Below are 24695 nucleotides of genomic sequence, written 5' to 3' on the forward strand. Positions count from 1 at the left end.
TTTGAGCTCAAAGGAGCAGGTTAGGTAGTTAATGAGAGTGAACACATCGAGTTTGCGGGCTGTGTCCTTGTAGCCGATGGCATCCTGAATAACGGCTACTTCTTCTTTTGAAACAAATTGTGAAATAGGGGGTTCTTCATGAGGACCCCTTCTTTAGATTTTATTGGTTAATCGACACTTATGAAAAAAGATTAATCTTTTGTTCAAGAAAAGGATATTCACTCCTAGACAATCATTCGCCAAAAAGAATAGTTCCGCTCCAGATATTAGGCGTGAAAAATAATACTGTATTCCATATCAATCCAATTTTTGACCATCTGTTTTTGTCTGTTTTAAATGAAATAAAAGCTAAAATAATTCCGATTGGAAAAAAAATAAATAGTTGTTCGATGACTGATGCATCTTAATCCAGTCCACTTCCCCACAATAGAACAATGAATTAGGCGTTCTCCTCTTAAAAAGAAAAAAACGAATGGGCTGCATCTCCTTTTCAACTCTTCATCCAAATAACTTGCTAGTTCAGTTTTTTTCTTAACTAGCAAGCTGTTTTGTTTTAGGATTGTACATGTAGTTTCTTAGAAAAATAAATACGATACTTAATAGTAAAGATAAAAATCCTACAAATACAACATATGGTGTCCCTAACTCTGCAATAAATATTCCACCTACAGCAGCACCAATCATGGTTCCTAAGTTAGCAGATGTTAAAAATAAGCTATTGGAAAAAATAGGAGCCTCGGGAGCTGAAGACATAACCCAATGTTGATTAATATTAGCCCCTATACCAGCTAATATTCCCCATATTAAAGTAATGATAGCCATAGGGAAAGTAAGCTGACCAAATAAGAATAATACGATGTAAATGGCTCCCAATGCAAAAGGGAAAACCACTACGGATTTGTTCGCATTTTTAGTAAGTAACTTCCCTGCCAAAATGTTGCCAATAATATTAGCTACACCGTATATGAATAAAAGTATACTAATGATAGTTGAAGACACATTTGTAACAGTCTTAAGATATTCAGCAAGGTAACTGTAAACTCCAAATACAGCTGAGTTTAATAAAATAACAGCCACAATGGAAAGCCATGTAATTGATTTTTTTAATACAGATAATTGCGCTCCATAAGAAAGCCCTCTCTCTACAGGCATAGATGGCATAAAAATCAATGTAGCCACGAAGATAATAGCATTAACAATAGCAAAAAAGGCCATCGCCATTTCAAGTGAAATTGCACCATCAATAAAACTTACGATTGGCACACCAACTACCATTCCTGCAGATACTCCGATAAATACTTTAGAAACAGCCTTTGGCGCTTCTTCCTTGCTAACTGACTCTGCTGCTATAGTAAATGCCAATGAACAGTATATTGGATGAAAAATAGCGGGAATGATCCGAGCAATTAAGACTAATGTAAAATTTGTTGTCATAATGGATAGGATGTTACCCAAAACGAAAAAACCTAGACCAATTAACATGACTGTCTTTCTGTTTAACCCAGAAAACAATAACGGCATAATTGGCGCTGATATCGCCACAACTAGAGCAAAAACACTTACAAGCAATCCCGCTTTCGAAACACTAACATGGAAGTGATCAGCAATGGAAGGCAATATGCCAATTACCCCCATTTCAGTATTTATGATTCCAAATACTCCTACTGCCAATATATATACAAGCAAATTATTTCTATTAGACAAGTATTCTCTCCCTCCCTTTGTTATTTATTCTAGCGTGTTTTTCTTATATAGCTAATACCTATATCTTATATCAAGATATACTTGAAAGGCATTTCTAATATATATATACTAAAACATTATAAAGCGAGACCTATCAGTTCTTTACGGCCAGTTTCCTTCCACTTCTCTTCTTTGCTTCTATAAATTGAGGTGGGAGTTTTACTGCCTGTTAAGGTGGGATAAAGGAGGAGTTAAAGTTGGAATTTAGAGTTTTGCGGTATTTTCTTACTGTTGCAAGGGAAGGCAGCTTTACACGTGCCGCTGATTTTTTGCATGTTACACAGCCAACCTTGTCAAGACAATTAAAAGACCTTGAGCAAGAGTTAGGTAAAAAATTATTTATTCGCAGTAGTCACAGTATTATTCTCACAGATGAAGGGATGCTCCTGCGAAAGAGAGCAGAAGAAATCATTGAGATGGTAGATAAATTAGAAGCAGAATTCCATTCCATGGAAGAAACAATAAGTGGTGATATTTTCATAGGTGGAGGGGAAACAGACGCCATGAAACTGATTGCACGGGTAGTAAAAGATTTACAGTTATGTTATCCAAATATACGGTGTCATCTCTATAGCGGAAACGAAGAAGATGTGACTGAACGGCTAGACAAGGGATTGCTTGACTTTGGTATTTTAATTCAACCAGCTGATTTATCAAAATACAATTATATCAAGATCCCAGCCAAAGACGTATGGGGCGTTGTGATGAGGAAAGACAGTCCTCTTGCTTTCAAAGATAGAATTCACGCAGTGGATTTATTAAATGTTCCGCTAATCTGTTCACGACAGGCTATTAAACAGACATTTTCTAAAAATGAATTTGCGGATTGGTTTGGTGAGGATTTTGATAAATTAAACATTGTGACCACATATAATCTTGCCTATAATGCTGCCATTATGGTTGAAGAGGGCATTGGTTATGCAATAACCCTTGATAAAATAGTGAATACGTCTAATGATCGTAACCTTTGTTTTAGACCGCTAGAGCCAAGACTTGAATCTGGCTTAAATATTGTTTGGAAAAAGCATCAGATTTTTTCCGCTTCTGCTGAGATGTTTTTAAAAGAAATTCAGGCGAACTTTTCAAATTCCTGATCAATGTATAGGAAATTCTCGTAAAAATATGGATCAACACCAAAGTCTGTTCTTGACAGAAAAACAACTTTGCACATACAATTCACCTTTTTGTAAACAAAGGCATTTACTAAGGATGATACATGTGTTAGTGTCGTCAAGTACATGTTTTGGTGATGACCCATAATCCAGATTATATGTTTATAATACAAATTCCCTTACTATTATTACACACTATTCTAGTGACCTAACACTAAAACAATTCATCCTATTACGCTTCTACCTTTTGGAAAAACTGTGGTAAATACTCTTTATGTGCCTCTAACATTTCATTAACGATTTCTTTCGCGATCGTATCAGAAGGAGTGAGTGGGTTAATTGTTAAGGCAAGAACAGCTTTATTGTAATCACCAGTCACGGCAGCTTCTGCTGAAATTCTTTCAAATGATTTGATTTGTTGGACTAGTCCTTGAACTTGTACAGGCAGCTCTCCAATTGTAATTGGTTTAGGACCGTCTTTTGTAATAATACAACTAACTTCTACTGCTGAATCATCTGGAATGCCTGCAATAGCACCATTATTTCTAGTATTAACTGGTTGAATATCACCTTTGTCAGTATAGATAGAAGTAATTAAGCGAACCGCAGCATCAGAGTAGTACGCCCCACCACGTTTTTCTAATTGAGGTGGTTTGATCGCTAGATTTTGATCTTGATAAAGTTCAAATAATTCCTTCTCTAATCTTTGAACTACCTCAGCACGAGTGCCTTCTGATTTAGCGTTTTCAGCATCCTTTTCGAGCATGTCTTTCGTTTTGTAATAATACATATGATATGGACAAGTTAGGACATTAAGTGCTTTAATGAACTCTGGCTCCCAACCTAGCCCCTCAATATTTTTCACAAAACTACTGTTATTTGGATCTGTTAATAAATCAATCACTTTATCTTTTACACTCACGCCATCTACATAAACATCTAGCCCATAAACCATATGATTTAGTCCTGCAAAATCAATACGGATTCGAGAATGATCGACATCTAATAATTTGGCTACACCCATTTCCATTCCGATCGGCACATTACACAATCCGACGACTTTTTTGATGTTAGAATAGCGCAGCACGGCTTCTGTTACCATACCAGCAGGGTTCGTAAAGTTGATTAACCATGCGTTTGGACATAACTCTTCTATGTCCTTGCAGATATCTAAAATAACTGGAATTGTACGTAATCCTTTAAATAAACCGCCTGGCCCATTTGTCTCCTGACCAAGAACACCATATTTTAATGGAATTCTTTCATCTTTTGCACGAGCATCTAGTAATCCTACCCGAAATTGAGTCGTAACAAAATCAGCATCCTTTAAAGCTGCTCTTCTATCAAATGTTAAATGAACCTCGATTGGAAGCCCTGCTTTTTCAATCATTCTTTTCGCAAGATTTCCGACGATTTCCAACTTTTCTTTTCCTGCTTCAATATCTACTAACCATAACTCACTAACTGGTAATTCATCATAGCGTTTTATGAATCCTTCTACTAATTCAGGGGTATAACTTGATCCCCCACCAATCGTTGCAATTTTAATACCCTTTGTCATACTCTATACACCTCCGGATAATATGAAAACCACTTTTTTCAAAAGAACTTATGAATGAATTGTATCTCCATTTAGGAAGAGGGTATATAAGTTGAGAGCATCTAGTTTTTAATAACAAAGGTAGTCATTTGTTACACAAATGTAACAGCATGTATCTTATTAAGTAGTTGTGTTAAAATCAAGCTAAAGGGGTTAAGATAGATGATTTCTTATAGAGGGAGAATAGAAATGTTTACACACGACATTATCGCTTCATTCAATGAATTAGAAACTTCTTTATACAACTATATTTGTCAAAACGGTGAGAAAGTCGCTTATATGAGAATCCGTGAACTGGCAGATGAAACCCATGTATCAACAGCTACGATTTTACGTTTTTGCCGAAAAATAAATTGCGAAGGTTTTTCAGAATTTAAAGTAAAGCTTAAAATGCATGTAGGAGAAAATAAAAAGACGGTTTTAAAAGGTTCCCAGCATTCCGTCATGGAATTTTTTGAGCGGACATTAAAAGGAGATATGGAAGAAAAGATTAGGATGGCTGCAAGTCTAATTTCCAAAGCAGATAATGTCATTTTTATCGGTATCGGAAGCTCAGGTATCCTTGCTGAATATGGGGCAAGATATTTCTCAAGCTTAGGTAAATTCTCGATGTATATTAAAGATCCTCTCTTTCCAATTCACGCCAACTTCCGTCATAATAGTGCAACAATTGCTTTATCCGTCTCAGGAGAAAATAATTTTACCGTCACTCATCTTAATCAACTTAAACAGGAAGGCAGTAAAATTATTAGTATTACAAACAATAAACACTCAACCATTGCAAAAATCTCTGAGATAAACATTCCATATTACGTAACTGAGGAATGGTTGGAAAACGCTAATATTACGACACAAGTACCTGTTCTTTATATTCTAGAATCAATGGCCCGTGAAATATATAAACTAAATAAATAAAAAAATGAATATGATCTTTCCACCACTTCCTTGTAAGATTGTGATTCCTCTTGCTTCACATCCTTGCCTGATTATTTCTCGTGTTCTTATAGCAAATGGACCACATATCACCTTGTATCTATATTTTGTTACCCAAATTATATAAAACTTGATGTCATAGACCACATGACTATGCTTCTTATACCCTTCCATACTTTCACCTCACAACTTTAGTATGGGCATCAAATTATAAGGCTAAAAGCGTATACCGTCTAAAGACGGTGGAGTTAGATCATTAATTTGGAAATCAAATACATTTTTAAACATTTGTATTATTAAATAAAGGCTCTTTTCGTAAAGATTGTTGTTTTTTTGCAAGAAACCAATTCGAACAGATGTTGATCTTCGTTACAGGTGCGAGACTCCTGCTGGAAAAGCGTGTTGAGGGAGACCCCGCAAGTGCAAAGCACTGAGGAGGCTTCTGAGACCGCCTCTACAACGGAAATCAACCCGGGTTATTAGTGTAAAAATGATTGAAAAGCAACAAAGTATGTGAAAACAGCCTAAATAAAAAACAGACTAACATTAATAGCACAAACCATGGTCTTGGTTTGTGCTACTATATTTTTTATAGAAGTGAAGGAAGGTCGAGCAGCCTCTAGGAACATATAAGAGTCCGTATCAAAAACAGACCCACTTCACACCCTTATTTGAATTAGTTTAGTATGTTTGGTGGGAGGAGTACCCTTCACCATAAGCTTAATCATTTCTTCGAGTAAATTCTTTCAAAATTCTTCACTGGAGGTAAGAAAATGAGCTGTCTAAAGTCCATGTTAGCGTGAATTTTAACCCTAATAAAAGGTACCACATTTTAATTTTCTAACTCCATCCTTTAACCATTTCGCTGTCAATGTCTCTGCATGTAACATTTCTTCTGGTGTACCTTCTAATATAATTTGTCCACCTTGTTTTCCTCCTCCTGGGCCCAATTCTATTACCCAGTCGCTCGCCGCGATAAAGTTTAGATTGTGTTCAATTATTATGACCGAATTACCTCTATTTACGAGATTTTGAAATACGTCTAAGAGTTTTTCATTATCTTCTGTGTGTAGACCTAAGGATGGCTCGTCTAATAGATAGATTTGCCCTTCTTTTTGCAAGTGGCTTGCGAGTTTTAGACGTTGGGTTTCTCCTCCGCTTAGAGAACTTGTCGTCTGTCCTAACGTCAGATACCCTAATCCTACGTCTTTTAGCGTTTGCACTCTTTTTATGATCTTAGGTATTTTAAAATAATGAATAGCCTCGTCTATTGTTAAATCTAAAATCTCTACTATATTTTTATCTTGGTATCGATATGACAATGCTTCGTCTGAATATCTCGTACCACCACATGCTTCACAAGGAATTGTCACCGGATCTGCAAATGCTACGTCTGGCGTTAGGACTCCTTTTCCTTTACAGATCGAACATGCTCCTGAGGTGTTAAAGCTGAACAAACCTGCTGGTTGTCCTGTTTCTTTTGAAAATATTGCGCGAATATCGTCCATTATTCCCATATATGTAGCTAGGGTCGAACGGTTGGATATTCCTATGCCGCCCTGTCCTACCATTATAGTTTCTGGATATCTTTTTGTGAACGCTTCCAACATTAAGGAGCTTTTACCTGAACCTGATACTCCACACATAGAGACTAAGACATTTTTAGGAATATTTACGCTTATATTTTTTAAGTTATTGTTACTTACTCTGTTTATTGTAAAATAATCTTTTATATCTCTTGGATTTTTATTTATTTTTAGCTTGTGGTTTAGGGCTGTTGCGGTGGGAGAGTCTTTTAGTCCTTGTAATTTTCCTTGATAGACAACTTCTCCTCCGTTTACACCTGCCCCAGGTCCCATCTCTATGATTTCATCTGCTACTTTGATGACGGATAGATTATGTTCGATGACGATGACAGTATTATGTTGGGCTTTTATCCTTTTTAGCATCTGGATTAACAGATCCACTTCCTCTGGATGGAGTCCTGCACTTGGTTCGTCGAAAATGTATGTGATATTGTTTAGACTGCTCCCTAAATGACGAGCGATTTTTACCCTTTGAGCTTCTCCACCAGACAAGGTGCCCATTTTTCTTGATAGGCTCAGATATCCTAATCCCATTTCAACTAATTGTTTTATGTGTGGGATTGCTTGCAGTGCGATATATTCTCCCAAAGGATCTTTTATTTTCTTTAGTTCTTCCAGTAGTTCTGTAAGCTCTAATTGATCGTATGCTGCGATATTTAAGCCATTTATTCTACATGCCAATACCTTTGGATTTAGACCTGAACCTTGGCAGGTTGGGCATAAGGATCGAGTTGACACAGCTATGACGTCATCTTGGGTTACTCCTTTTAGCTTTGAGATATCTCTATTGATATAAAGACGTGTAAATCGGGGCAATAACCCATCCCAATCATGCTTTTGAGGTCCATTTTTTGTATGAAACGGGGCATTGACTTTTTCACCTTCTGGGGGACCATATAATAATAGACGGCGTTTTTCTTCTGGGTAGTCCTTTATCGGTTTATCTGGGTCGAATAATCCGCAGGTCATCATCCAGTTGCCTTGCCAACCTGAAGGTGATAATGGCTTAAATTTCACTGCATAATCTCGAAGTGACTTATCGTAATCGATCATCTTATTTAGGTCTGGCGCAATGACCTCCCCAAATCCACTACATTCTGGACATCTGCCAAAAGAACTTTGGCTCAAAAAATCGCTAGCAGTTCCTATTGATGGTTTTCCAATTCTTGAAAACAAAAGTCTAATTAATGGATTGATATCCATATAGGTGCCTACTGTTGAGCGGGAATTGCCTCCTATCAGTCTTTGCTCGACTACTACAACCGGACTTAAGTTTTGCATAAGATCGGCGTCGGGTCTTTCATACCTTGGCATTTGATATCTGACATAGTGAGGATAGTTTAAAATCATTTGTCTTCTGCTTTCTCTTGCTAATGTATCAAAAACGACTGAGCTTTTTCCAGAGCCTGAAAGACCAGTAAATACGATGATTTTTTCTTTTGGTATGTTTAAATCTACATTTCTTAAATTATGTTCTTTAAGCCCTCTTAAAATGATTTCATCTTTTATTTCTGACATTTTGTCATCCTTTCTGATTTACTATGCTTCTTTCAGTTCTCTACAAGTTTAGCAACCCTGACAGGGACAAATTCACATTCGTTTTGTGATGATTCTTTTGTTTTTAACTTTTTTATTCACCACCCATTATTAGTTTAATTACTTTTATTATACTAATTTAACGCAATGAATTGTTAAAATATTTAGAATTCAGGTTAAAGGAGGCTATTATCCTTATAATGTGGCTAGGTATTTTATTAGTGCCTTTTGGTTAATCTTAGCTATTGGGTTTTATCAAAGATATAAGGAACGACAATACAAACAGAAACAAACTATTTAAAGAGAAGGGGCTGTCTGATAAGTCCCTCTAAATAAAGAGTCGTTTTTTCCCATATGCTTTTCTATTTTTATATAATCTATTACACCACCACTGAAAATTTTAATTCAATGTTAATGTTTATTTAATGAATAGTTTAATCTAAAGGGTTAAATTAGAACTAACAACATGAAATTAAAAATAAGGGGATATTTTTGTGAATAATATGATTGATATTTTTTTGCACATTGATAAACACCTAAGTCTTTACATGAATGAATATGGGGTGTTTATATATTTCATACTGTTTGTCATAGTTTTTTGTGAAACAGGTCTTGTCTTTATGCCGTTTTTACCCGGAGATTCGCTCATATTTGCGACTGGGGCTTTAGCAGCAGCCGGTTCTATCAAATTACTGCCTATTTATCTGATCTTTTGTGTAGCTGCCATTGCAGGCGATACAGTGAATTATACCATCGGGCATTCTCTAAGGAATAAGGTTTCTGCGCGAGAGAATATTCGGTTCATTAAGAAAGAACACTTGGAAAGAACCACTAATTTTTTTGAAAAGCACGGTTCTGCAACTATCATCTTAGCCAGGTTTGTACCTATTATTCGGACCTTTGCGCCTTTCGTGGCTGGGGTTAGCACGATGCCATATCGTAAATTTATTTTATATAATGTACTCGGCGGGTTACTTTGGGTCAGTATTGCGTTGTTTGCTGGCTTTTTCTTCGGTAACATTCCGATAGTCAAAGATAACTTCAGCATCGTGGTTCTTGGCATCGTAGTCGTTTCACTTCTACCAATTGTGTTCGCATATTTTAAAAATAAAATAGCTACTAATAAAAATTAGATGATAAAAAACACGACTTCATAATGCGAAGCCGTGTTTTTTTTATACTATTTCCAAACTTGCAGGTAGAAACAATTCTACCTCGGTTCCCTCCCTTTCTTTACTTCTAATTTTTATTTCCCCTTTGTGTAATGTCATAATCTTTTTAGCAATATGAAGGCCCAAACCAGAACCTCCAGTTTCCCGACTTCTTGCTTTATCTACCCGGTAAAATCGCTCAAAAATATTCTTAATTTCTTCCTCTGGAATCCCAATACCATAATCTTTCACCCGAACAATGGCATTTACATCATTTTTCTCTAAAAAAATATCAATTGTATCATTGCTATATTTAATAGCATTATCGAGCAAAATAATGATGACCTGCTTGATTTTTAATTCATCTGCCACAACAAAGATAGGTGATTGCTCGAAATGCAGGGTAATTTCTCTTTTATAAACCTTTTTCATTTGCTTTAAAATATCTTGACATAACAATGCGAGATCGACTATCTCCAGGTCCAACTCAACTTCTTTTTCTAATGAAGCCACATCCAAAAAGGTTTCTGTCATTTTTTGAATTCTGGTTGCTTCAGAGTGAATAGCCTGGATAGCTTCATCTGCCAATTCTTTATCTTCAAGACCCTGCCGTCTTAACAAATTCGCATAGCTCTTTATAACGGTCAATGGCGTCTTTAATTCGTGGGAAGCATCTGAGACAAACTGAGACTGCTTTTCAAAATTTTCCTCCAACCTGTCAATCATCCGGTTAAAAGTATTGGCCAATGTTTGAAGTTCATCCTTCGTATCATTTAGAATGCGAATCTTCTTCGGTACACCGCTTCGCTCAATATCTTCCATAGTATTGATCATATTAGAAATTGGCCGCATAATCATATTCGATATCCATTTGCCGCTAAGCAATGATAAAATAACAGCTAACATCGTGCTAACTCCAAGAATCAACAAAAGAATATCTTTCCTTGTTTCCAATCCTTCCAGTTCTTCTCCAATCTCGATACTTCCCTTTAGGTGGGGTACATTTTCTATTGGAACACGAACAATTATCACTTGCTTTTCCTTTTCATCTATCTCTATATTACGTCTCTTAGCTTCCCGTGTATGTACATATTTCCCTTTCACTTTTTTAGCTAGTTCCTTTTCATTTGTTATTTCATAAAGGATGCGTCCATCGGGCTGCAGGATGCGAATATAGGAATTCTCGGTTAAATTATTCTTCAAATCACTTTCAATTTGATCAGATCTATCATTGGCGCGGATGTTTTTTATAAGATCCCCTGCTTTTTGAAACGCCCTATCCTCTTCCATATTAACGGTCGTTGTCATAAACAAAATGAAGACAACAATATTAATCAAAATTAAGATGAACAGCATCCATGTGGTTGTTAATAAATTAATTTTTAAGGTGATCCTCATCTGCGTTCTCCTTTATGGTATAGCCAATCCCTCTAACAGTAGTAATTAATGGGGTGGTGAAATCTTCCTCCGTTTTTTTCCTTAAATGTCGGATGAACACATCAATCACATTGGTTTCTCCTTCATAGTCATAGCCCCAAACGTTTAAAAGAATATTTTCTCTAGTTACCACTTTATTTTTATTTACAATTAAATACACCAATAAATCGTATTCCTTTGGCGTTAAGGTAATAGATGTACCAGCTCTTTTCACTTCCCGTGTGTCAGTGTTGATTGCAAGATCCTCTATAGAAAGAATGGAATCGTCCATCATATCTTCATGATTGGAATAATGGCGGAGACAAGAACGAATTCTTGCTAATAATTCTTCAATTTCAAATGGTTTTGTTACGTAATCATTCGCGCCTTGGTCCAGTCCAGCAACTTTATCAAACGTGGTATTTCGAGCTGTAAGAAGAATAACAGGTATGTTTTCCTTTTCCTTTCTTAATCTTCTTAACACATCCATTCCACTTAATTTTGGAAGCATCACATCTAATAAGATTAAATCAATATCTGTATGTAAAGCCGTTTCCAATCCGTCCTTACCGTTATGTTCCACTGTAACCCTGTATCCTTCATACTCCAGCTCCACTTTAAGAACACGGGCTATTTGAATTTCATCTTCTACCACTAAAATATGCGTTTTCACTTCACTTCCCCCTATATATTGTAAAGTTTAGAGATTCTATGATCTTCCTAGGCTCTTTTCGTAAAGTTTATTGTTTTGGAAATAAACAATGACCGTTCCTTTCCGCTACAGGCACTTGCTTTCCGCGGGGAGGAAGTCGAGCCTCCTCGGCGCTTTGCGCCTGCGGGGTCTCGACTTTTCCTCTATCTCCCGCAGGAGTCAAGTGCCTTACGCTCCAATCCACTCTGTGATTTCGATATTGTTAAAAGCAACAAACTCTTAGAAAAACAGCTATTCAATAAAACGCACATTAACCATATATATCTTCCTACAATATCACGTGGAAGTACATTGGAAGATTCCATATTTATAGCTAACTCACCTTAAATGGGAATAGCGGGGAGTTCCAATAAAAGAATATAAAATCAAATGACTGTTCTGTTCAAAATCATAAAATGCGACAAATAGATGCCTCCACAATCGGTTATCCTATTTTACCCTCATCTTAATAAATGACCTTCAACTACTTTCTTGTAACACTGATTTTTTCTTTTTAATCAATTATTAATGTTTTTTTCATGGCCTGTTTAGTTTTCTTTTTTATAGTTAAGATACCCACTGAGGGTCAAAAGTACTTGAAATTTAACAAAATAGAAGGAGACTAATATGAATTACAATCTTTTTAAATCCATTAATCAATTAGCAGGTCATTACCCTTTTTTGGATGGATTGATGGCTGGTGTGACGAACTACGCATTAATCATCTATGCCATTGTTTTGCTTCTCATTTGGTTTATTGGAAAAGATCAGTACAAGAAGACGGTTGTTTACGCTGCGATCACCGGTGTTCTGGGTCTATTCTTAAACTTCGTCATCGGTCATATCTACTTTGAACCGCGTCCGTTTGTTACCCACCCGGTCAATTTATTAGTTAAACATACAGCGGACGCTTCATTTCCAAGTGACCATACTACTGGAGCATTCGCTCTAGCACTAGCCGTTCTTTTCGTTCATCGAAGAATTGGAATTGGTATGCTTTTGTTTGCCTTCTTAACAGCTTTTTCCCGGATTTATGTTGGGCATCATTATCCATTGGATATATTAGGAAGCTTCATCGTTTCGTTGGTCATCAGTTCTATCGTATATAAGCTCCGTCCGTTTCTTGAACCAATTGCAAATGCAATCATTCACATCTACAACCGGATCCCGCTTGTTCCGAAAACGTTCGAAAATAAAGGTAGTTTAAAATCATTGAACAAATAACAAAAACGCCGGTTTTGTAGCCGGTGTTTTTGTTTCTATTCCGAATAATCCTTTTACTTAAAGCACAAAAAAATCGAAACATTAACATGTCTAAAGACATGCCTGTTTCGACCTCACTACCATCCAACCTCTGAAGAAGTGGGCTTTCTCATTCGGAAAAGTCTGTAAACCTTTGATAGTTCGAACTGGCCCGAAGGCTTAAGTGATTTTTGTTCAAGAATTCCACTCAGGAATTCCGCTATTTTCTCTGCTCCTTCCATCTCCATTCCGTTTTGAAAAGATTGAATGGATTGTTCCCATAGACGCATTTGCATATCATCGTGTAAGATGCTTAGCAATCCTAGTTCAAACGATTCTTTCTGCTTAAGTTTAAAAACCAGCCCTTTTTTTGTTAAATACTGCAGATTGATTTCTTCCTGGCCTGGAAGTACGGATTGGACAAAAATAGGTAGCCTTTTTTGTAGAACCTCACTGATGGTGACTCCGCCTGGTTTTGTGACGATTGCATCCATTTCTTCATATAAATTGTTCATTTCTACTCTTGATGAAATATAAGGGAGAGGTTTGATATGATCGACTTGCCAAGAGAGGATTTCATTGAACAATTTATTATTTTTTCCACATAGCACATAGAAATCGCATTGGGAAGATTGCTTTGACTTACCCAATAATTTCACAATCCCACCTAAACCATTATTTCCTCCAGAAATTAATATTTTGGGTCTATCTCCTGTTTTTTTAGCCTTTGTGTTTTGGGTAATCTCCTGATGGACTGGAATTCCAGTAACCACCATCCTTTGTTCCTGTATTTGATACTTTTTACAAAATTCATTTTTTACATCTTTGCTAGGGAGGAAATGGTAGTCTATTTCCTCTCGACCCCAAACATTGTTGATAAAAAAATCCGTATAAACATTTATGACTGGAACATCACATTTTCTCTTTCTTTTTAACTGACTTAGCAGATAGGATGGGAAACCATGCGTACACACGATTAAATCAGGCTTCTCTTCTATTAGCAGCTGATCCATTTTTTTCAAAAAGAAATAATAATACCATTTAAATGAATGATCAGTTGGTGAAGAAGAGTAGAAAAATTTTTTGTAAACATGGTCATAAGTTTCCGGTGCATAACGAATCCATTTTAAATACCAGCTCGTAATCATTTTCTCTAGAGATGGGTTTGCATAGCTTATTAGGTCCACTTTCCTTACAAGAATTCCTTCTGTTTGTTTTTTAACGATATCCATTAATGCCTCGGCAACTTGATGATGCCCTGACCGCATTTGTAAAAAAGGTAAGAATAGAATCTTTTTCATATTCATTTCATCTCCTGTTCAGCAGGAATATTAAAACTGATTTCTCCCCTTTTAATCTAACATCACATTTTTTTAAACCTTTCTTTTTCATCCATTTTTAATGAAACGGAAAGGAAATTTTTAAGTTGGTCCAAAAGAAAAGGTGTCAGATGCCATATGAAGTTTTCATATGGCATCTGACACCTAGGGGACGGCCTTAATGATAGGTCAAGTATTTCTTTTTTAAAGGCTCTTTTCGTAAAGATTGTTGTTTATAGCAAGAAACCAATTCGAACAGATGTTGATTGTAGTGGAAGGTGCGAGACTCCTGCGGGAAAAGCGTGTTGAGGGAGACCCCGCAAGTGCAAAGCACTGAGGAGGCTTCTGAGACCGCCCGCGGAAAGCGAGTACCTGCAACGGAAATCAACCCGGGTTATTAGTGTAAAAATGATTGAAAAGCAACAAAGTATGTGAATACAGCCTTTTTAAAAGATTACGAAAACAAAAAGCAAAAAAACCAGTAAATTTACCAGTCCTAAATATGGAACATACTCCGGATTTATGTTAAACACACTTTAGATATAATAAAGGTATTGAAGATTATCATTTTGCAATGCACCCTTTATTGTATTCGATGTCTATCTATTCTCCTTAGTAATCGGAATATTTCCAGTAAAAGAATATTTAAACCTAGCCAGACTCCCCCAAAGACGTAGCCAGCAGCAATATCACTTGGAAGTTCGACTTTAAAGAACAATCGACTGATGGCAATAAGAATTAATACCACTAATCCAGCGATTGGAACAATGGTGTGAGTCCAAGCATTTTTTATAAAACGTACACATATAAATACCGCAAAACCATAAATAACAAAATTCATTAAAGATTGCTCACTTGGAAAATTGAGGAGGAGATGATCCGTGAACGAATAGGGAACAGGGGAAAGGCGTTGAAAAATTCTCCTTAAACTTTCTTCAAAGAGTTCCCCACCTAAAATAACGATTAAAAGAGAACCTAATTCAATTAACTTATTCTCACCTTTCCATAAAATCCAAATGAATGTAAGGCTGATAAGGATAAGTTGGACTTGCCTTGAACCCAGTAATGAAAATGTTTGCATAGTCTCTGTCCAGTCCTTATTAAAAACTAAGGAAATCAATAAAACCACAATTTTATTAAAATTGGTAAATTCGTTACCAAGAAAGTCCTCTATCATACCAAACATGAGAATCATAAGGCCTAACGTCAGGATGGAAGTCGCTGCTAATAGAATTCCAACTCGTCTTCTCGTATGAAAAATTGTCAAAGTTAGATTTAATAACCTAATGACTGTCTCTTTTATCTCGTTTTTATTTTTTTTGTAGATGTAGATCACAATAAAAATGACGGCAGCTGCTATCCCCCCAATAATGAGGTATTGTTTAATTGAACTGTGAAACGTCTCCCATTGTGGGCCCAATACTTTACCGAGTGTAATAAATACCGTCACCCACAGGAATGCTCCGGTATAGGCAAAAATAGCGTATATCCGAAAGGGCAGCCGGGTAGTTCCTGAAAAGTACCCCGTAATATGTCTAATTCCAGGGATAAAATAAGCAATCAGCAACAACTTATTCCCGTACTTACTAAACCAGAAGGATATTTTCCGAAACTGTTCCGGGCCCATATGAAAGCGAGATCCATATTTTTCAAAGAATGGTTGTCCTAGCTTATAACCTATCCAATAAGAAATGGTCATTCCGATACAAGATCCAATACCCGCTATTAAAATACTTAGTACCCAGTTTAAATGTCCTTGGAAAACAAGAAATCCTGTATAACTCATAAGAACTTCACCTGGTAATGGAAATGCGATCAATTCTAATAGTAGTGCTATAAATAGTACTATATATCCGAATTGGTCGATATATGATGTAATATTCCCCACCGCTTATCATCCTTTATTATTCTTTGTTTAGTTGTAAGTAAAGATGAAAGAAAACCTTAAATATGTTTGCTAATAGATAAAAACACTTCTACTTGAGTTCCTATCCCTTCCTTACTATTTACTTAAATTTCTCCGTTGTTGTGGTACTTATTCGTTTATGGAAACAAATCATATTCGTATTGGGAGGAATTTTTTGTTTTTAACATTTTTTAGCTTACTACTCATTATTAGTTTTATTACTATATAAAACTAATAGTGAGTAGGAAAAATCGAGTAGGAGGAGGCCATTAACCTCCGACCTCTAACACCACCTTACATACGGTTCCGTATACGGCGGTTCAATGATTTTCGTCTCCTTAATACATACCTGACAGAATCTCGTTCTGCCTTTTCCCTTACGCTCAATACCATAGCTTTTGACTATAGCACCTTAGGATGGTTTGCAATCTCCACCTGTATAGCGATTGCGGGCCTACTCTCATCTTAAGTGCAGCACGGCTTACTAGATGTGCTTTTCAAGCACACTTTGTTTGCCTTCGTGGCACACAGTCATCTGCGTAACGAACGAATTTATGCCCTCTTTTCTCTAATTCTTTGGTTCATCCAGCGCAATGTTAGAAAGAAAGGGACTCACGTTCTTCCTCTGCTTTTTTCTCGACATGAACGACATAATGAGTAGGAAAAGTTTCTTGATTAACAACTTCAAATTCTGGCAATTCTAGTTTCACGTGTTTTCCTTTTTACGTTAAATCAAAAGGCTGTTTTCACATACTTTGTTGCTTTTCAATCATTTTTACACTAATAACCCGGGTTGATTTCCGTTGCAGGTACTCGCTTTCCGCGGGCGGTCTCAGAAGCCTCCTCAGTGCTTTGCACTTGCGGGGTCTCCCTCAACACGCTTTTCCCGCAGGAGTCTCGCACCTTCCACTACAATCAACATCTGTTCGAATTGGTTTCTTGCTAAAAACAACAATCTTTACGAAAAGAGCCAATCAAAAAAAGTTAATAAAATGTAAACTACTATTTACAATTTTTCTACTCCACTATAAATGGTAGTCCAATTAACATATATATCCTACAAACCTCCTGTGTATTTATTCTCAAAACAAATAAATTTATTAAATAAAAAAGTGAGTATAATTAACCAATTATGGCTAAAACACCAAAATAACCGGTAATATCTACCTGGTATTCTGAAAATTAACACTATCTTAAAATTTATTTTGCTATATTATTCTTTAGGCCTATTAAACACAAAAAAATATAGAAGGATGAGTGCATAATGAAATTAGGAAGAAGAAACAGGGGCAAGAAAATTTTGTCCAGTACACTTGCAATCACTGTGTTAGCAGCTCCTTTCTTGTCTGGCAATGCAATGGCTGCAAACCCCTCTAAAGACAAGGTTCAATCACAGGTTGAACTTCGCATCATGGAAACGACTGATATCCATACAAATCTACTAAGCTTTGACTATTACAAAAATAGTTTAGCCCCTAAACTGGGACTAGCTAAAACCGCAACTCTTGTTAAAGAAGCACGAGCAGAAGTAAAAAACTCTGTACTCGTGGATAATGGTGACCTTATACAAGGGACTCCTCTCGGTACATACAAAGCAAAAATTGACCCTTTGGAGGAAGGAGAAATACATCCAGCTATCAGTGCCATGAACTTAATGGGCTATGATATGGCGACACTTGGAAACCATGAGTTCAACTATGGGTTGGAGTATCTAGACGAAGTATATGATGATGCAAACTTCTCTTTTGTAAATGCAAATGTATATGTAGATGATCATGATAATGATCCAACTAATGATATTAATAAATATACCCCTTATAAAATTGTGAATAAAAAAGTCAAAGATGAATCTGGTAAAACAAATGTCATTAAAATCGGATATATCGGATTTGTTCCTCCTCAAATTAATGAGTGGGATAAATCTAATCTAGATGGAAAGGTCATAACCAAAAACATCGTAGAAACAGCTAAAAACTATATCCCTATTATGAAAGAAGAAGGAGCAGATGTAATTATCGCATTAGCTCACTCAGGTTTTAGTGGAAATGAAGCAAATACTGAAGATACAGTATATGCTTTAAGTAAAGTACCTGGTATTGATGCCATTACATTTTCACATACTCATAAAACATTCCCAGCAAACAATGTAGCTAGTTTAGATACATTGTTCAAAGGTGCCGATGGACAGCCTCTCCCTGGAGTAGATAACGAAAAAGGAACAATCAACGGTGTTGCTGCTGTACAAGCTGGATTTGGAGGTGGATCATTAGGAATTATTGATCTTAACTTACAAAAAGTAAAAGGGAAATGGTCTGTTTCTAATTCCCAATCCTCCACAAGACAAATAGAATCTGTTCAACCAGACAAAGAAATTGTAAATGCTGTAGAAGCAGATCATGAAGCGACCTTAAAATATGTTAATACACCAATTGGTACTACAACGGATGACATTTATAGCTATTTCGCACTCGTACAAGATGATCCGTCTATTCAAGTAGTTACAAACGCACAAAAATGGTATGTCGAAAAATATATTGAACTAAACAAGCCAGAATTAAAAGATCTTCCCATTTTATCAGTAGGAGCCCCTTTTAAAGCTGGTCGTAATGGTGTTGATGAATACACAGAAATCAAAAAAGGTGATTTGACGATTCGTAGTGCAGGTGACTTATATCTGTATGACAACACTTTAAAAGCCATTAAAGTAAAAGGTTCGGTTGTTAAAGAGTGGATTGAAATGTCCGCTGGTCAATACAACACCATTGATCCTTCAAAAACAACTGAACAACCTTTAATAAATCCTGCATTTCAAGTATTTAACTTTGATGTAATTGATGGCGTAGAATATCAAATTGATGTTACAAAGCCTGCCAAATACGCTGTGAATGGGACACTTTTAAACCCAGACTCAAGCCGTGTTGTGAATCTTAAATATAATGGTAAACCTTTAGATCCTAAGCAAGAATTTATCGTAGTTACAAATAATTACCGTGCTGGTGGCGGAGGTAATTTCCCTGGATTAAAAGGCAGTGAATTAGTAGTCGATGCAGCCGATGAAAACCGTCAAGTTTTAATGGACTACATTTCTGAGGTGAAAGAAATTACCCCGACAGCTGATGGAAACTGGTCTATTGCTCCAATCTCAGGAAATGTGAATGTTACTTTTACGACTTCACCAAAGGCAGAGCAATATATCATGGAAGAAAGCCCTTTCTCTTATACTGGCAAAACCGATTCAAAAGGCTTTGGAATCTTTAATTTTAACTTGAATAGCCATTCGGATAGCGACCGATTAAAGGTTCAGCTTTTAGGAGTAAATGATTTACACGGACAGTTAGATACGGTTACAAAGGTTGGAAATTTATCAGCTGGGCATATTGAGTACTTAGCAGCTGCATTAAAACAAGAAGAAGCAACAAATCCAAATACACTTCTTTTACATTCAGGTGATATGATTGGGGGAAGCCCACTAATTTCCGCTCTTTTCCAAGATGAGCCTACCATAGAAGTTTTGGAAAATATCGGTTTTGATGCAGGCACATTCGGAAATCATGAATTTGATGAAGGGATTGACGAACTACTCCGTATGATGAACGGTGGAGATCATCCAAACGGAATGGTTGGTTATGACGGAATGAACTTCCCACTTGTTGCAGCAAACGCCTATGATACAAGAGATGGAAATTTAATTACTGATCCTTACACCGTATTCACAATTGAAGATCAAAAAATTGGTGTGATCGGAGTTGTAACTCAAGAAACACCTTCCATGATTGTTAGAAAAGGAAACGAATCATTAAAGATTACAGACGAAGTTGAAGCCATTAACAAGTATACTGAAGAATTAAAAGGACAAGGAATCGAAGCAATCATCGTCCTTGCTCATAATCCTGCTACCCAAACAGGTTATACAGATTCATTCGATGCTAGCAGAATTGCAGAACAAATTGATGATGAAGTGGATGTCATCTTTGCTGCACACAACCATGTAATGGTAAACCGAGAAGTGGACAACAAACTAATTGTTCAAGCCTATTCTTATGGATCTGCTTTTTCTGATGTAGAAGTGGAAATTGACCGCGTTACTGGAGATATCATTAATAAATCAGCAGAGATTAAAACTGTTTATCAAAAGGACTATACTCCAGATCCAGAAGTTGCAGCGATAATGAAGAAATATTCAGAGAAGGCCGAACCAATTAAAGCAGAAGTTGTTGGGCAATCTTTATCTACCCTTGAAAAAGGTTATCCAACTGTAGCTAATGAATTTGGGGATTTTGCTCTTGGAAATCTTATTGCGGATGGTATGAAAGCTGCAATGAACTCAGACTTCGCCATGATGAATGGTGGCGGTGTCCGCTCTCCATTAGATGAAGGTGAAGTAACATTTGGTGATTTATTTGCCATTCAGCCATTTGGTAATGTATTAAATAAAGTAAAACTTAGCGGTGCAGATTTAGAGACAGTTTTAAATAACCAAATTACAGATAGAGGTCTTGACTTCCATATTGCTGGCTTTAAATACACGTATACTTATGACAGCACAGCTAAAACAGGCAAGGTTATAGACATCTTCTTACCAGACGGAAGCAAGATTGATAAAACGAAGGAATACACTGTTGTTATCAACAACTATATGACAGGAAACCTTAATTACGGTATTGGAGCTCTTTCTACTGATTTAGAAATTGGCCCGATAGATGTAGATGCAACCGTTGATTTTGTAAAAACACTACCTTCTCCTTTTGATTATAAGTCTGAGGGAAGAATTCAAAGAGTTAATTAATTAACTGAGGACTGTATAGATTCTATAAACGAATCCATACAGTCCTTTCATTTTCAAGGCTTATAATATCTACTAAATAAATCAAGCTGCTTTATAATTGATATTGTTAAGAGATAAAAAGACAAGCTATAATAATTTGCCTTTTAGTGAACGAAGTCTATATTAGGAACATTTTAAGAATTCCTTTTTGTATACCTCACATAATCAGAGAGGGAGTTGATACTCGACATAATGAAGGAAGCAAGGGAACCGTCCCCACGCTGTACACCAAAAAAATAATTCTCCCCCCGTCCTATCAACAATCTTTCACTCAAAGCTATCGAGCATTGCACGCACTTCATCTGTTGAATTTGTGCTCATCAATTGATTTCTTAATTCACTTGCCCCTCGGAATCCTCGAACATAGATCTTAAAAAAGCGATGAAGGGCTTTGAAGGAACGTGTCTCTAATTCTTTTGAATATTTATCATGGAGATCAAGCTGCAATCTTAAGAGATCAAGGAATTCCTTACTGCTATGTTCCTTCGGCTCTTTTTCAAAGGCAAATGGATTTTTGAAAATACCACGCCCAATCATTATCCCATCAATACCGTATTGATGAGCGAGCTTCAAGCCAGTTTGACGGTCAGGAATATCCCCATTGATCGTCAAAAGTGTATCTGGTGCCACTTCATCACGAAGTTTCTTAATCTCCGGAATCAGCTCCCAATGTGCATCTACTTGGCTCATTTCCTTTCTGGTCCGCAGATGAATAGAAAGATTAGCAATGTCTTGTTTCAATATATGTGTTAGCCAATCCTGCCATTCGTCTACATCCGTGTAACCCAGCCTTGTCTTCACACTTACAGGCAATCCTCCTGCTTTTGCTGCTTGTATTATTTCTGCAGCGACTTCTGGACGGAGAATAAGGCCACTTCCCTTCCCTTTAGATGCCACATTAGGTACAGGACAGCCCATATTGATATCCACACCTTTAAACCCTAGATTCGCCATACCAATACTCATTTGCCGAAAATGTTCGGGCTTATCCCCCCATATATGGGCCACAATTGGTTGTTCATCTTCTGTAAAAGTCAAACGCCCACGCACACTTTGGTTCCCTTCTGGGTGACAATAACTCTCCGTGTTTGTAAACTCGGTAAAAAACACATCAGGTCTAGCTGCTTTACTCACTACATGGCGAAAAACAACATCCGTCACCTCTTCCATTGGTGCTAGTACAAAAAACGGTCTTGGTAAATCACGCCAAAAATTATCTATCATATTCAATATCCTCTCATTATAGGACACCAGGACAAGCCCTTGTCCCCCTAAATAAAAAGCAAAAATGTCCCTGCTTCTTTTATACTTATATCATGCCTAAGCACTTTTTATCAAAGTACAGTAAATTTTGATTACTATACACTTTAATATTATCAAATAAAAAGTTCATGGATAAATGATTAGAATTCCAAGTAAATTAAACAAGTAAATTAAATTCGAGATTGAAAAGTAAATTACTAATGAAAAAGAACAAAAAATACAGTATGAATTTATAAATCCGTTTCAAATATTTTATACTCCTTATAAATCTCGGTAATTACCTTCGTTGGATAGAAATAAAAATCTGTCACCAATATATATAATCCCATTCCTCCCAGGAAAATCAGAAATAAAGAAAATATAGAGTAAACTGAGCTTATTATTCTTATAGACCAATTTTCAGGAATTACTGTTTTCATTATTTTATATATTCCACTTCCAAACAATCCGTACAGAAAGAAGAAAATACTCTTATTCCATTCCAATAAGTCTTTAAAATACTCAATCAGCTTTTTATTCCAAATGGCTTTCAATGTTTTGGCTCCTAATAAAACGAATCCTACTAACATTATAGTTAAAACCATCGCTCCAAAATAATATCCAATATAGTCCCATTTCGATATCATAAAAAACCTCTTTTGTCCTGTTTGTAAATTTTACCCCTACTCAGTTTTTTTAATTTATTCCTTTTAATACTTCCCTGTTATCAAGATATATAAAGAATCCTGCCCAAAGGAATCCAATTAAGAAAAGCAATATTCTCTAATATGTAAACAGATGAAAAGGAAAAAACTAAGTTCACTTTTTGCTCCTAGCGTTTATTCTTGATATTCAGAATGTTTGTGGCGGTTACACCCAAACAGATAACAAGCTTTTTGGAAAGATGTATCAAATTCCATAGGCGGAATATAGCCAGAAGAGATTTTTTCAAACATTTGTTCATATTCATTCTTTTCATTAAGGAGTTTTTTTATATAGGCTTGTTTATCGCTCTCTGTCCAATCTTCATCGCATTCTTCTTCGTATTCATCTTTAATTTCTTCTACTTTTTCATTGATTGCTTCATTCAACAGTTCTGGAGACCGAGTAGGTTTGTTCATTTTCAGTAATGAATAGATATATCGACTAATCCAATTAGGCTGTTTTGAGTATACATCCCAGCCTTTTTCAAACCACTTTATCGCTTCTTCATAACAGCCCAATTCTACATATAAATCCGCTACCTCAACTTCTCCGACAAATTCATCATCATTTTCAGAAAATGCATCAAGTTCACGTTTTGCCTCACTTTTATTACCTAATTCAATTAAACATTTTACATGGCTATACATGGCATAATCAGAAGGCTCTGTAGCTAACAGAAAATATTTTGAAGCATCTTCTATATTTGCAAGATGATAATTGGCAACCGCTAAATTATTGTAAGCTGTTTTTGATGGCCGGATGGATATTGATTCAAGCAATATATCTTTTGCATGTTCCCACTTTTCTCGCCTACAATAAATCTCCCCTAACAAATTATATGGAAAATGTGATTTGGGATTCATATTTATAACTTCCTTTAATAAAGGGAGAGCACGTTCATCATCATCTTCCTCATTGCAATATATCCATGCGAGATTAGTTAAAGATTGTACATCTCTTGATATTTCTACTGCCTTTTTGAATAGTTTTAACGATTCATCATATTGATTTTCTTCCAGCAATTCAATTGCTTTTTGATTGATATTCAATAAAATCCCTCCATTCATCATAGATTCTACTCCCCTATTTTAGCTTAATTTTTACTATTTTTTTTAGAAAAAATAATCTCAACACTTTCAGGCTCTTGTTCTTCCACATATGAAGTCACTTTATTGTCCTTCTTCCAATAAACTAATACATTAGATGAATCAAGCGTTTTTCCATCATGACTAATAATTTGGTCAATATGTTGATGTACCGAAACATTCGGTAATATGACCATAATAAAAGCACATATAAAGCATCCCCATTTTTCTCGTCTCTTGGTACTCTTCATATCTTCTTGTACATCCTTTTCAATTTCCATTAAATTTCCCCTTTTAGAATCTTAATTTCTTTTATTTATGACTTCATTCCACAAAGCCTTGTGGAATTTATTTGTGAGTATCTGGAGAATGAATAAAATATCAGCATAGGTGAAGTTACAGCTACCTATGGCTTTTTTATTAAGGCTCTAAAAAAATGAAACTTAAATAAATGCTTGAACGTAAATTCATTAAAGAAAATTTCAAGAAGTTAGTGACTATTTTTTGATAAAGGGTTGAGCCAAATGAAGGAATGGTGGCGTAGAAAGAAAAGCAAAACGAGGAAGGGCAAGAATGGTAATGATAATTACTCCGTATTAGATT

18 protein-coding genes are annotated in these 24695 nt (G+C 36.0%); 5 read left to right on the forward strand and 13 right to left on the reverse strand.

What is annotated here, in order from left to right; all coding sequences use genetic code 11:
• Positions 1–232 precede the first annotated feature (232 nt).
• Together HNP81_RS24905 and HNP81_RS08340 are read right to left on the reverse strand one after the other, a co-directional pair.
• Positions 233–391 carry a YnaG family membrane protein gene (locus HNP81_RS24905; protein ID WP_512698948.1) on the reverse strand — a complete coding sequence of 53 codons (159 nt, stop codon included), beginning with the start codon at positions 389–391 and terminating at the stop codon, positions 233–235.
• Positions 392–531: 140 nt separating this feature from the next.
• Positions 532–1704: an MFS transporter gene (locus tag HNP81_RS08340; protein WP_182502281.1), complete on the reverse strand. Its 1173-nt coding sequence runs from the start codon at positions 1702–1704 to the stop codon at positions 532–534.
• A gap of 236 nt (positions 1705–1940) precedes the next feature.
• On the opposite strand from HNP81_RS08340, the gene HNP81_RS08345 reads away from it, so the two are divergent.
• A complete protein-coding gene (locus HNP81_RS08345; RefSeq protein ID WP_182502282.1) occupies positions 1941–2837 on the forward strand; it encodes a LysR family transcriptional regulator in 897 nt (298 codons plus the stop codon).
• 250 nt (positions 2838–3087) lie between these two features.
• On the opposite strand, the gene HNP81_RS08350 is transcribed toward HNP81_RS08345, so the two are convergent.
• Positions 3088–4416, reverse strand: coding sequence for a 6-phospho-beta-glucosidase (locus HNP81_RS08350; protein WP_182502283.1), 1329 nt, complete (start codon positions 4414–4416; stop codon positions 3088–3090).
• A 228-nt stretch (positions 4417–4644) separates the two neighbouring features.
• Between HNP81_RS08350 and HNP81_RS08355 the strand changes: the two genes are divergently transcribed.
• On the forward strand, positions 4645–5370 hold the full coding sequence (locus HNP81_RS08355) for a MurR/RpiR family transcriptional regulator (protein WP_182502460.1): 726 nt from the start codon (positions 4645–4647) through the stop codon (positions 5368–5370).
• Here HNP81_RS08355 and HNP81_RS24580 read toward each other — a convergent pair.
• Positions 5359–5562, reverse strand: coding sequence for a transposase (locus HNP81_RS24580; protein ID WP_182502284.1), 204 nt, complete (start codon positions 5560–5562; stop codon positions 5359–5361). The genes HNP81_RS08355 and HNP81_RS24580 overlap by 12 nt on opposite strands.
• 638 nt (positions 5563–6200) lie before the next feature.
• A complete protein-coding gene (locus tag HNP81_RS08365; RefSeq protein WP_182502285.1) occupies positions 6201–8492 on the reverse strand; it encodes an ATP-binding cassette domain-containing protein in 2292 nt (763 codons plus the stop codon).
• 521 nt (positions 8493–9013) lie between these two features.
• Between HNP81_RS08365 and HNP81_RS08370 the strand changes: the two genes are divergently transcribed.
• Positions 9014–9643 (forward strand): DedA family protein, encoded by a 630-nt coding sequence (locus HNP81_RS08370; RefSeq protein WP_182502461.1) that lies wholly within the window; start codon positions 9014–9016, stop codon positions 9641–9643.
• Positions 9644–9685: 42 nt separating this feature from the next.
• Here the strand turns inward: HNP81_RS08370 and HNP81_RS08375 are convergent, their stop codons facing one another.
• Both HNP81_RS08375 and HNP81_RS08380 read right to left on the reverse strand, forming a co-directional pair.
• A complete protein-coding gene (locus HNP81_RS08375) occupies positions 9686–11059 on the reverse strand; it encodes a sensor histidine kinase (RefSeq protein ID WP_182502286.1) in 1374 nt (457 codons plus the stop codon).
• Positions 11037–11750 (reverse strand): response regulator transcription factor, encoded by a 714-nt coding sequence (locus HNP81_RS08380; RefSeq protein WP_182502287.1) that lies wholly within the window; start codon positions 11748–11750, stop codon positions 11037–11039. Before HNP81_RS08380 ends, HNP81_RS08375 begins: the two co-directional genes overlap by 23 nt.
• 645 nt (positions 11751–12395) lie before the next feature.
• Between HNP81_RS08380 and HNP81_RS08385 the strand changes: the two genes are divergently transcribed.
• The gene (locus tag HNP81_RS08385; protein WP_182502288.1) at positions 12396–12992 is read left to right on the forward strand and encodes an undecaprenyl-diphosphatase; all 597 of its coding nucleotides are present in this window, start codon (positions 12396–12398) and stop codon (positions 12990–12992) included.
• 116 nt (positions 12993–13108) lie between these two features.
• Here HNP81_RS08385 and HNP81_RS08390 read toward each other — a convergent pair whose 3' ends face one another.
• Both HNP81_RS08390 and HNP81_RS08395 read right to left on the reverse strand, forming a co-directional pair.
• A complete protein-coding gene (locus HNP81_RS08390) occupies positions 13109–14311 on the reverse strand; it encodes an MGDG synthase family glycosyltransferase (RefSeq protein WP_182502289.1) in 1203 nt (400 codons plus the stop codon).
• Between the two features lie 601 nt (positions 14312–14912).
• The gene (locus HNP81_RS08395; RefSeq protein WP_182502290.1) at positions 14913–16217 is read right to left on the reverse strand and encodes a VTT domain-containing protein; all 1305 of its coding nucleotides are present in this window, start codon (positions 16215–16217) and stop codon (positions 14913–14915) included.
• Between the two features lie 1282 nt (positions 16218–17499).
• Between HNP81_RS08395 and HNP81_RS08400 the strand changes: the two genes are divergently transcribed.
• A complete protein-coding gene (locus tag HNP81_RS08400; RefSeq protein ID WP_182502291.1) occupies positions 17500–21021 on the forward strand; it encodes a bifunctional 2',3'-cyclic-nucleotide 2'-phosphodiesterase/3'-nucleotidase in 3522 nt (1173 codons plus the stop codon).
• A 306-nt stretch (positions 21022–21327) separates the two neighbouring features.
• Here HNP81_RS08400 and HNP81_RS08405 read toward each other — a convergent pair whose 3' ends face one another.
• The 4 genes from HNP81_RS08405 to HNP81_RS08420 all read right to left on the reverse strand — a co-directional run bounded on the left by HNP81_RS08405 (position 21328) and on the right by HNP81_RS08420 (position 24373).
• Positions 21328–22284 carry a tRNA dihydrouridine synthase gene (locus tag HNP81_RS08405; RefSeq protein ID WP_182502292.1) on the reverse strand — a complete coding sequence of 319 codons (957 nt, stop codon included), beginning with the start codon at positions 22282–22284 and terminating at the stop codon, positions 21328–21330.
• 269 nt (positions 22285–22553) lie between these two features.
• Entirely contained in the window at positions 22554–22949 is a 396-nt protein-coding gene (locus HNP81_RS08410; RefSeq protein ID WP_182502293.1) for a hypothetical protein, read from the reverse strand.
• Positions 22950–23141: 192 nt separating this feature from the next.
• Positions 23142–24056, reverse strand: a complete 915-nt coding sequence (locus tag HNP81_RS08415) for a tetratricopeptide repeat protein (protein WP_182502462.1) — start codon at positions 24054–24056, stop codon at positions 23142–23144.
• 44 nt (positions 24057–24100) lie between these two features.
• Entirely contained in the window at positions 24101–24373 is a 273-nt protein-coding gene (locus HNP81_RS08420; RefSeq protein ID WP_182502294.1) for a hypothetical protein, read from the reverse strand.
• Positions 24374–24695 lie beyond the last annotated feature (322 nt).

Source organism: Peribacillus huizhouensis (assembly GCF_014138605.1).
Taxonomy (GTDB): Bacteria; Bacillota; Bacilli; order Bacillales; family DSM-1321; genus Peribacillus; species Peribacillus huizhouensis.

Bases quoted from the DNA above. Each gene is read 5' to 3' on its own strand.
- HNP81_RS08350 (WP_182502283.1), bottom strand. From the start codon at position 4,416: ATGACAAAGGGTATTAAAATTGCAACGATTGGTGGGGGATCAAGTTAT.
- HNP81_RS08355 (WP_182502460.1), top strand. From the start codon at position 4,645: ATGTTTACACACGACATTATCGCTTCATTCAATGAATTAGAAACTTCT.
- HNP81_RS24580 (WP_182502284.1), bottom strand. From the start codon at position 5,562: ATGGAAGGGTATAAGAAGCATAGTCATGTGGTCTATGACATCAAGTTT.
- HNP81_RS08365 (WP_182502285.1), bottom strand. From the start codon at position 8,492: ATGTCAGAAATAAAAGATGAAATCATTTTAAGAGGGCTTAAAGAACAT.
- HNP81_RS08370 (WP_182502461.1), top strand. From the start codon at position 9,014: ATGATTGATATTTTTTTGCACATTGATAAACACCTAAGTCTTTACATG.
- HNP81_RS08375 (WP_182502286.1), bottom strand. From the start codon at position 11,059: ATGAGGATCACCTTAAAAATTAATTTATTAACAACCACATGGATGCTG.
- HNP81_RS08385 (WP_182502288.1), top strand. From the start codon at position 12,396: ATGAATTACAATCTTTTTAAATCCATTAATCAATTAGCAGGTCATTAC.
- HNP81_RS08390 (WP_182502289.1), bottom strand. From the start codon at position 14,311: ATGAAAAAGATTCTATTCTTACCTTTTTTACAAATGCGGTCAGGGCAT.
- HNP81_RS08400 (WP_182502291.1), top strand. From the start codon at position 17,500: ATGAAATTAGGAAGAAGAAACAGGGGCAAGAAAATTTTGTCCAGTACA.
- HNP81_RS08405 (WP_182502292.1), bottom strand. From the start codon at position 22,284: ATGATAGATAATTTTTGGCGTGATTTACCAAGACCGTTTTTTGTACTA.
- HNP81_RS08410 (WP_182502293.1), bottom strand. From the start codon at position 22,949: ATGATATCGAAATGGGACTATATTGGATATTATTTTGGAGCGATGGTT.
- HNP81_RS08420 (WP_182502294.1), bottom strand. From the start codon at position 24,373: ATGGAAATTGAAAAGGATGTACAAGAAGATATGAAGAGTACCAAGAGA.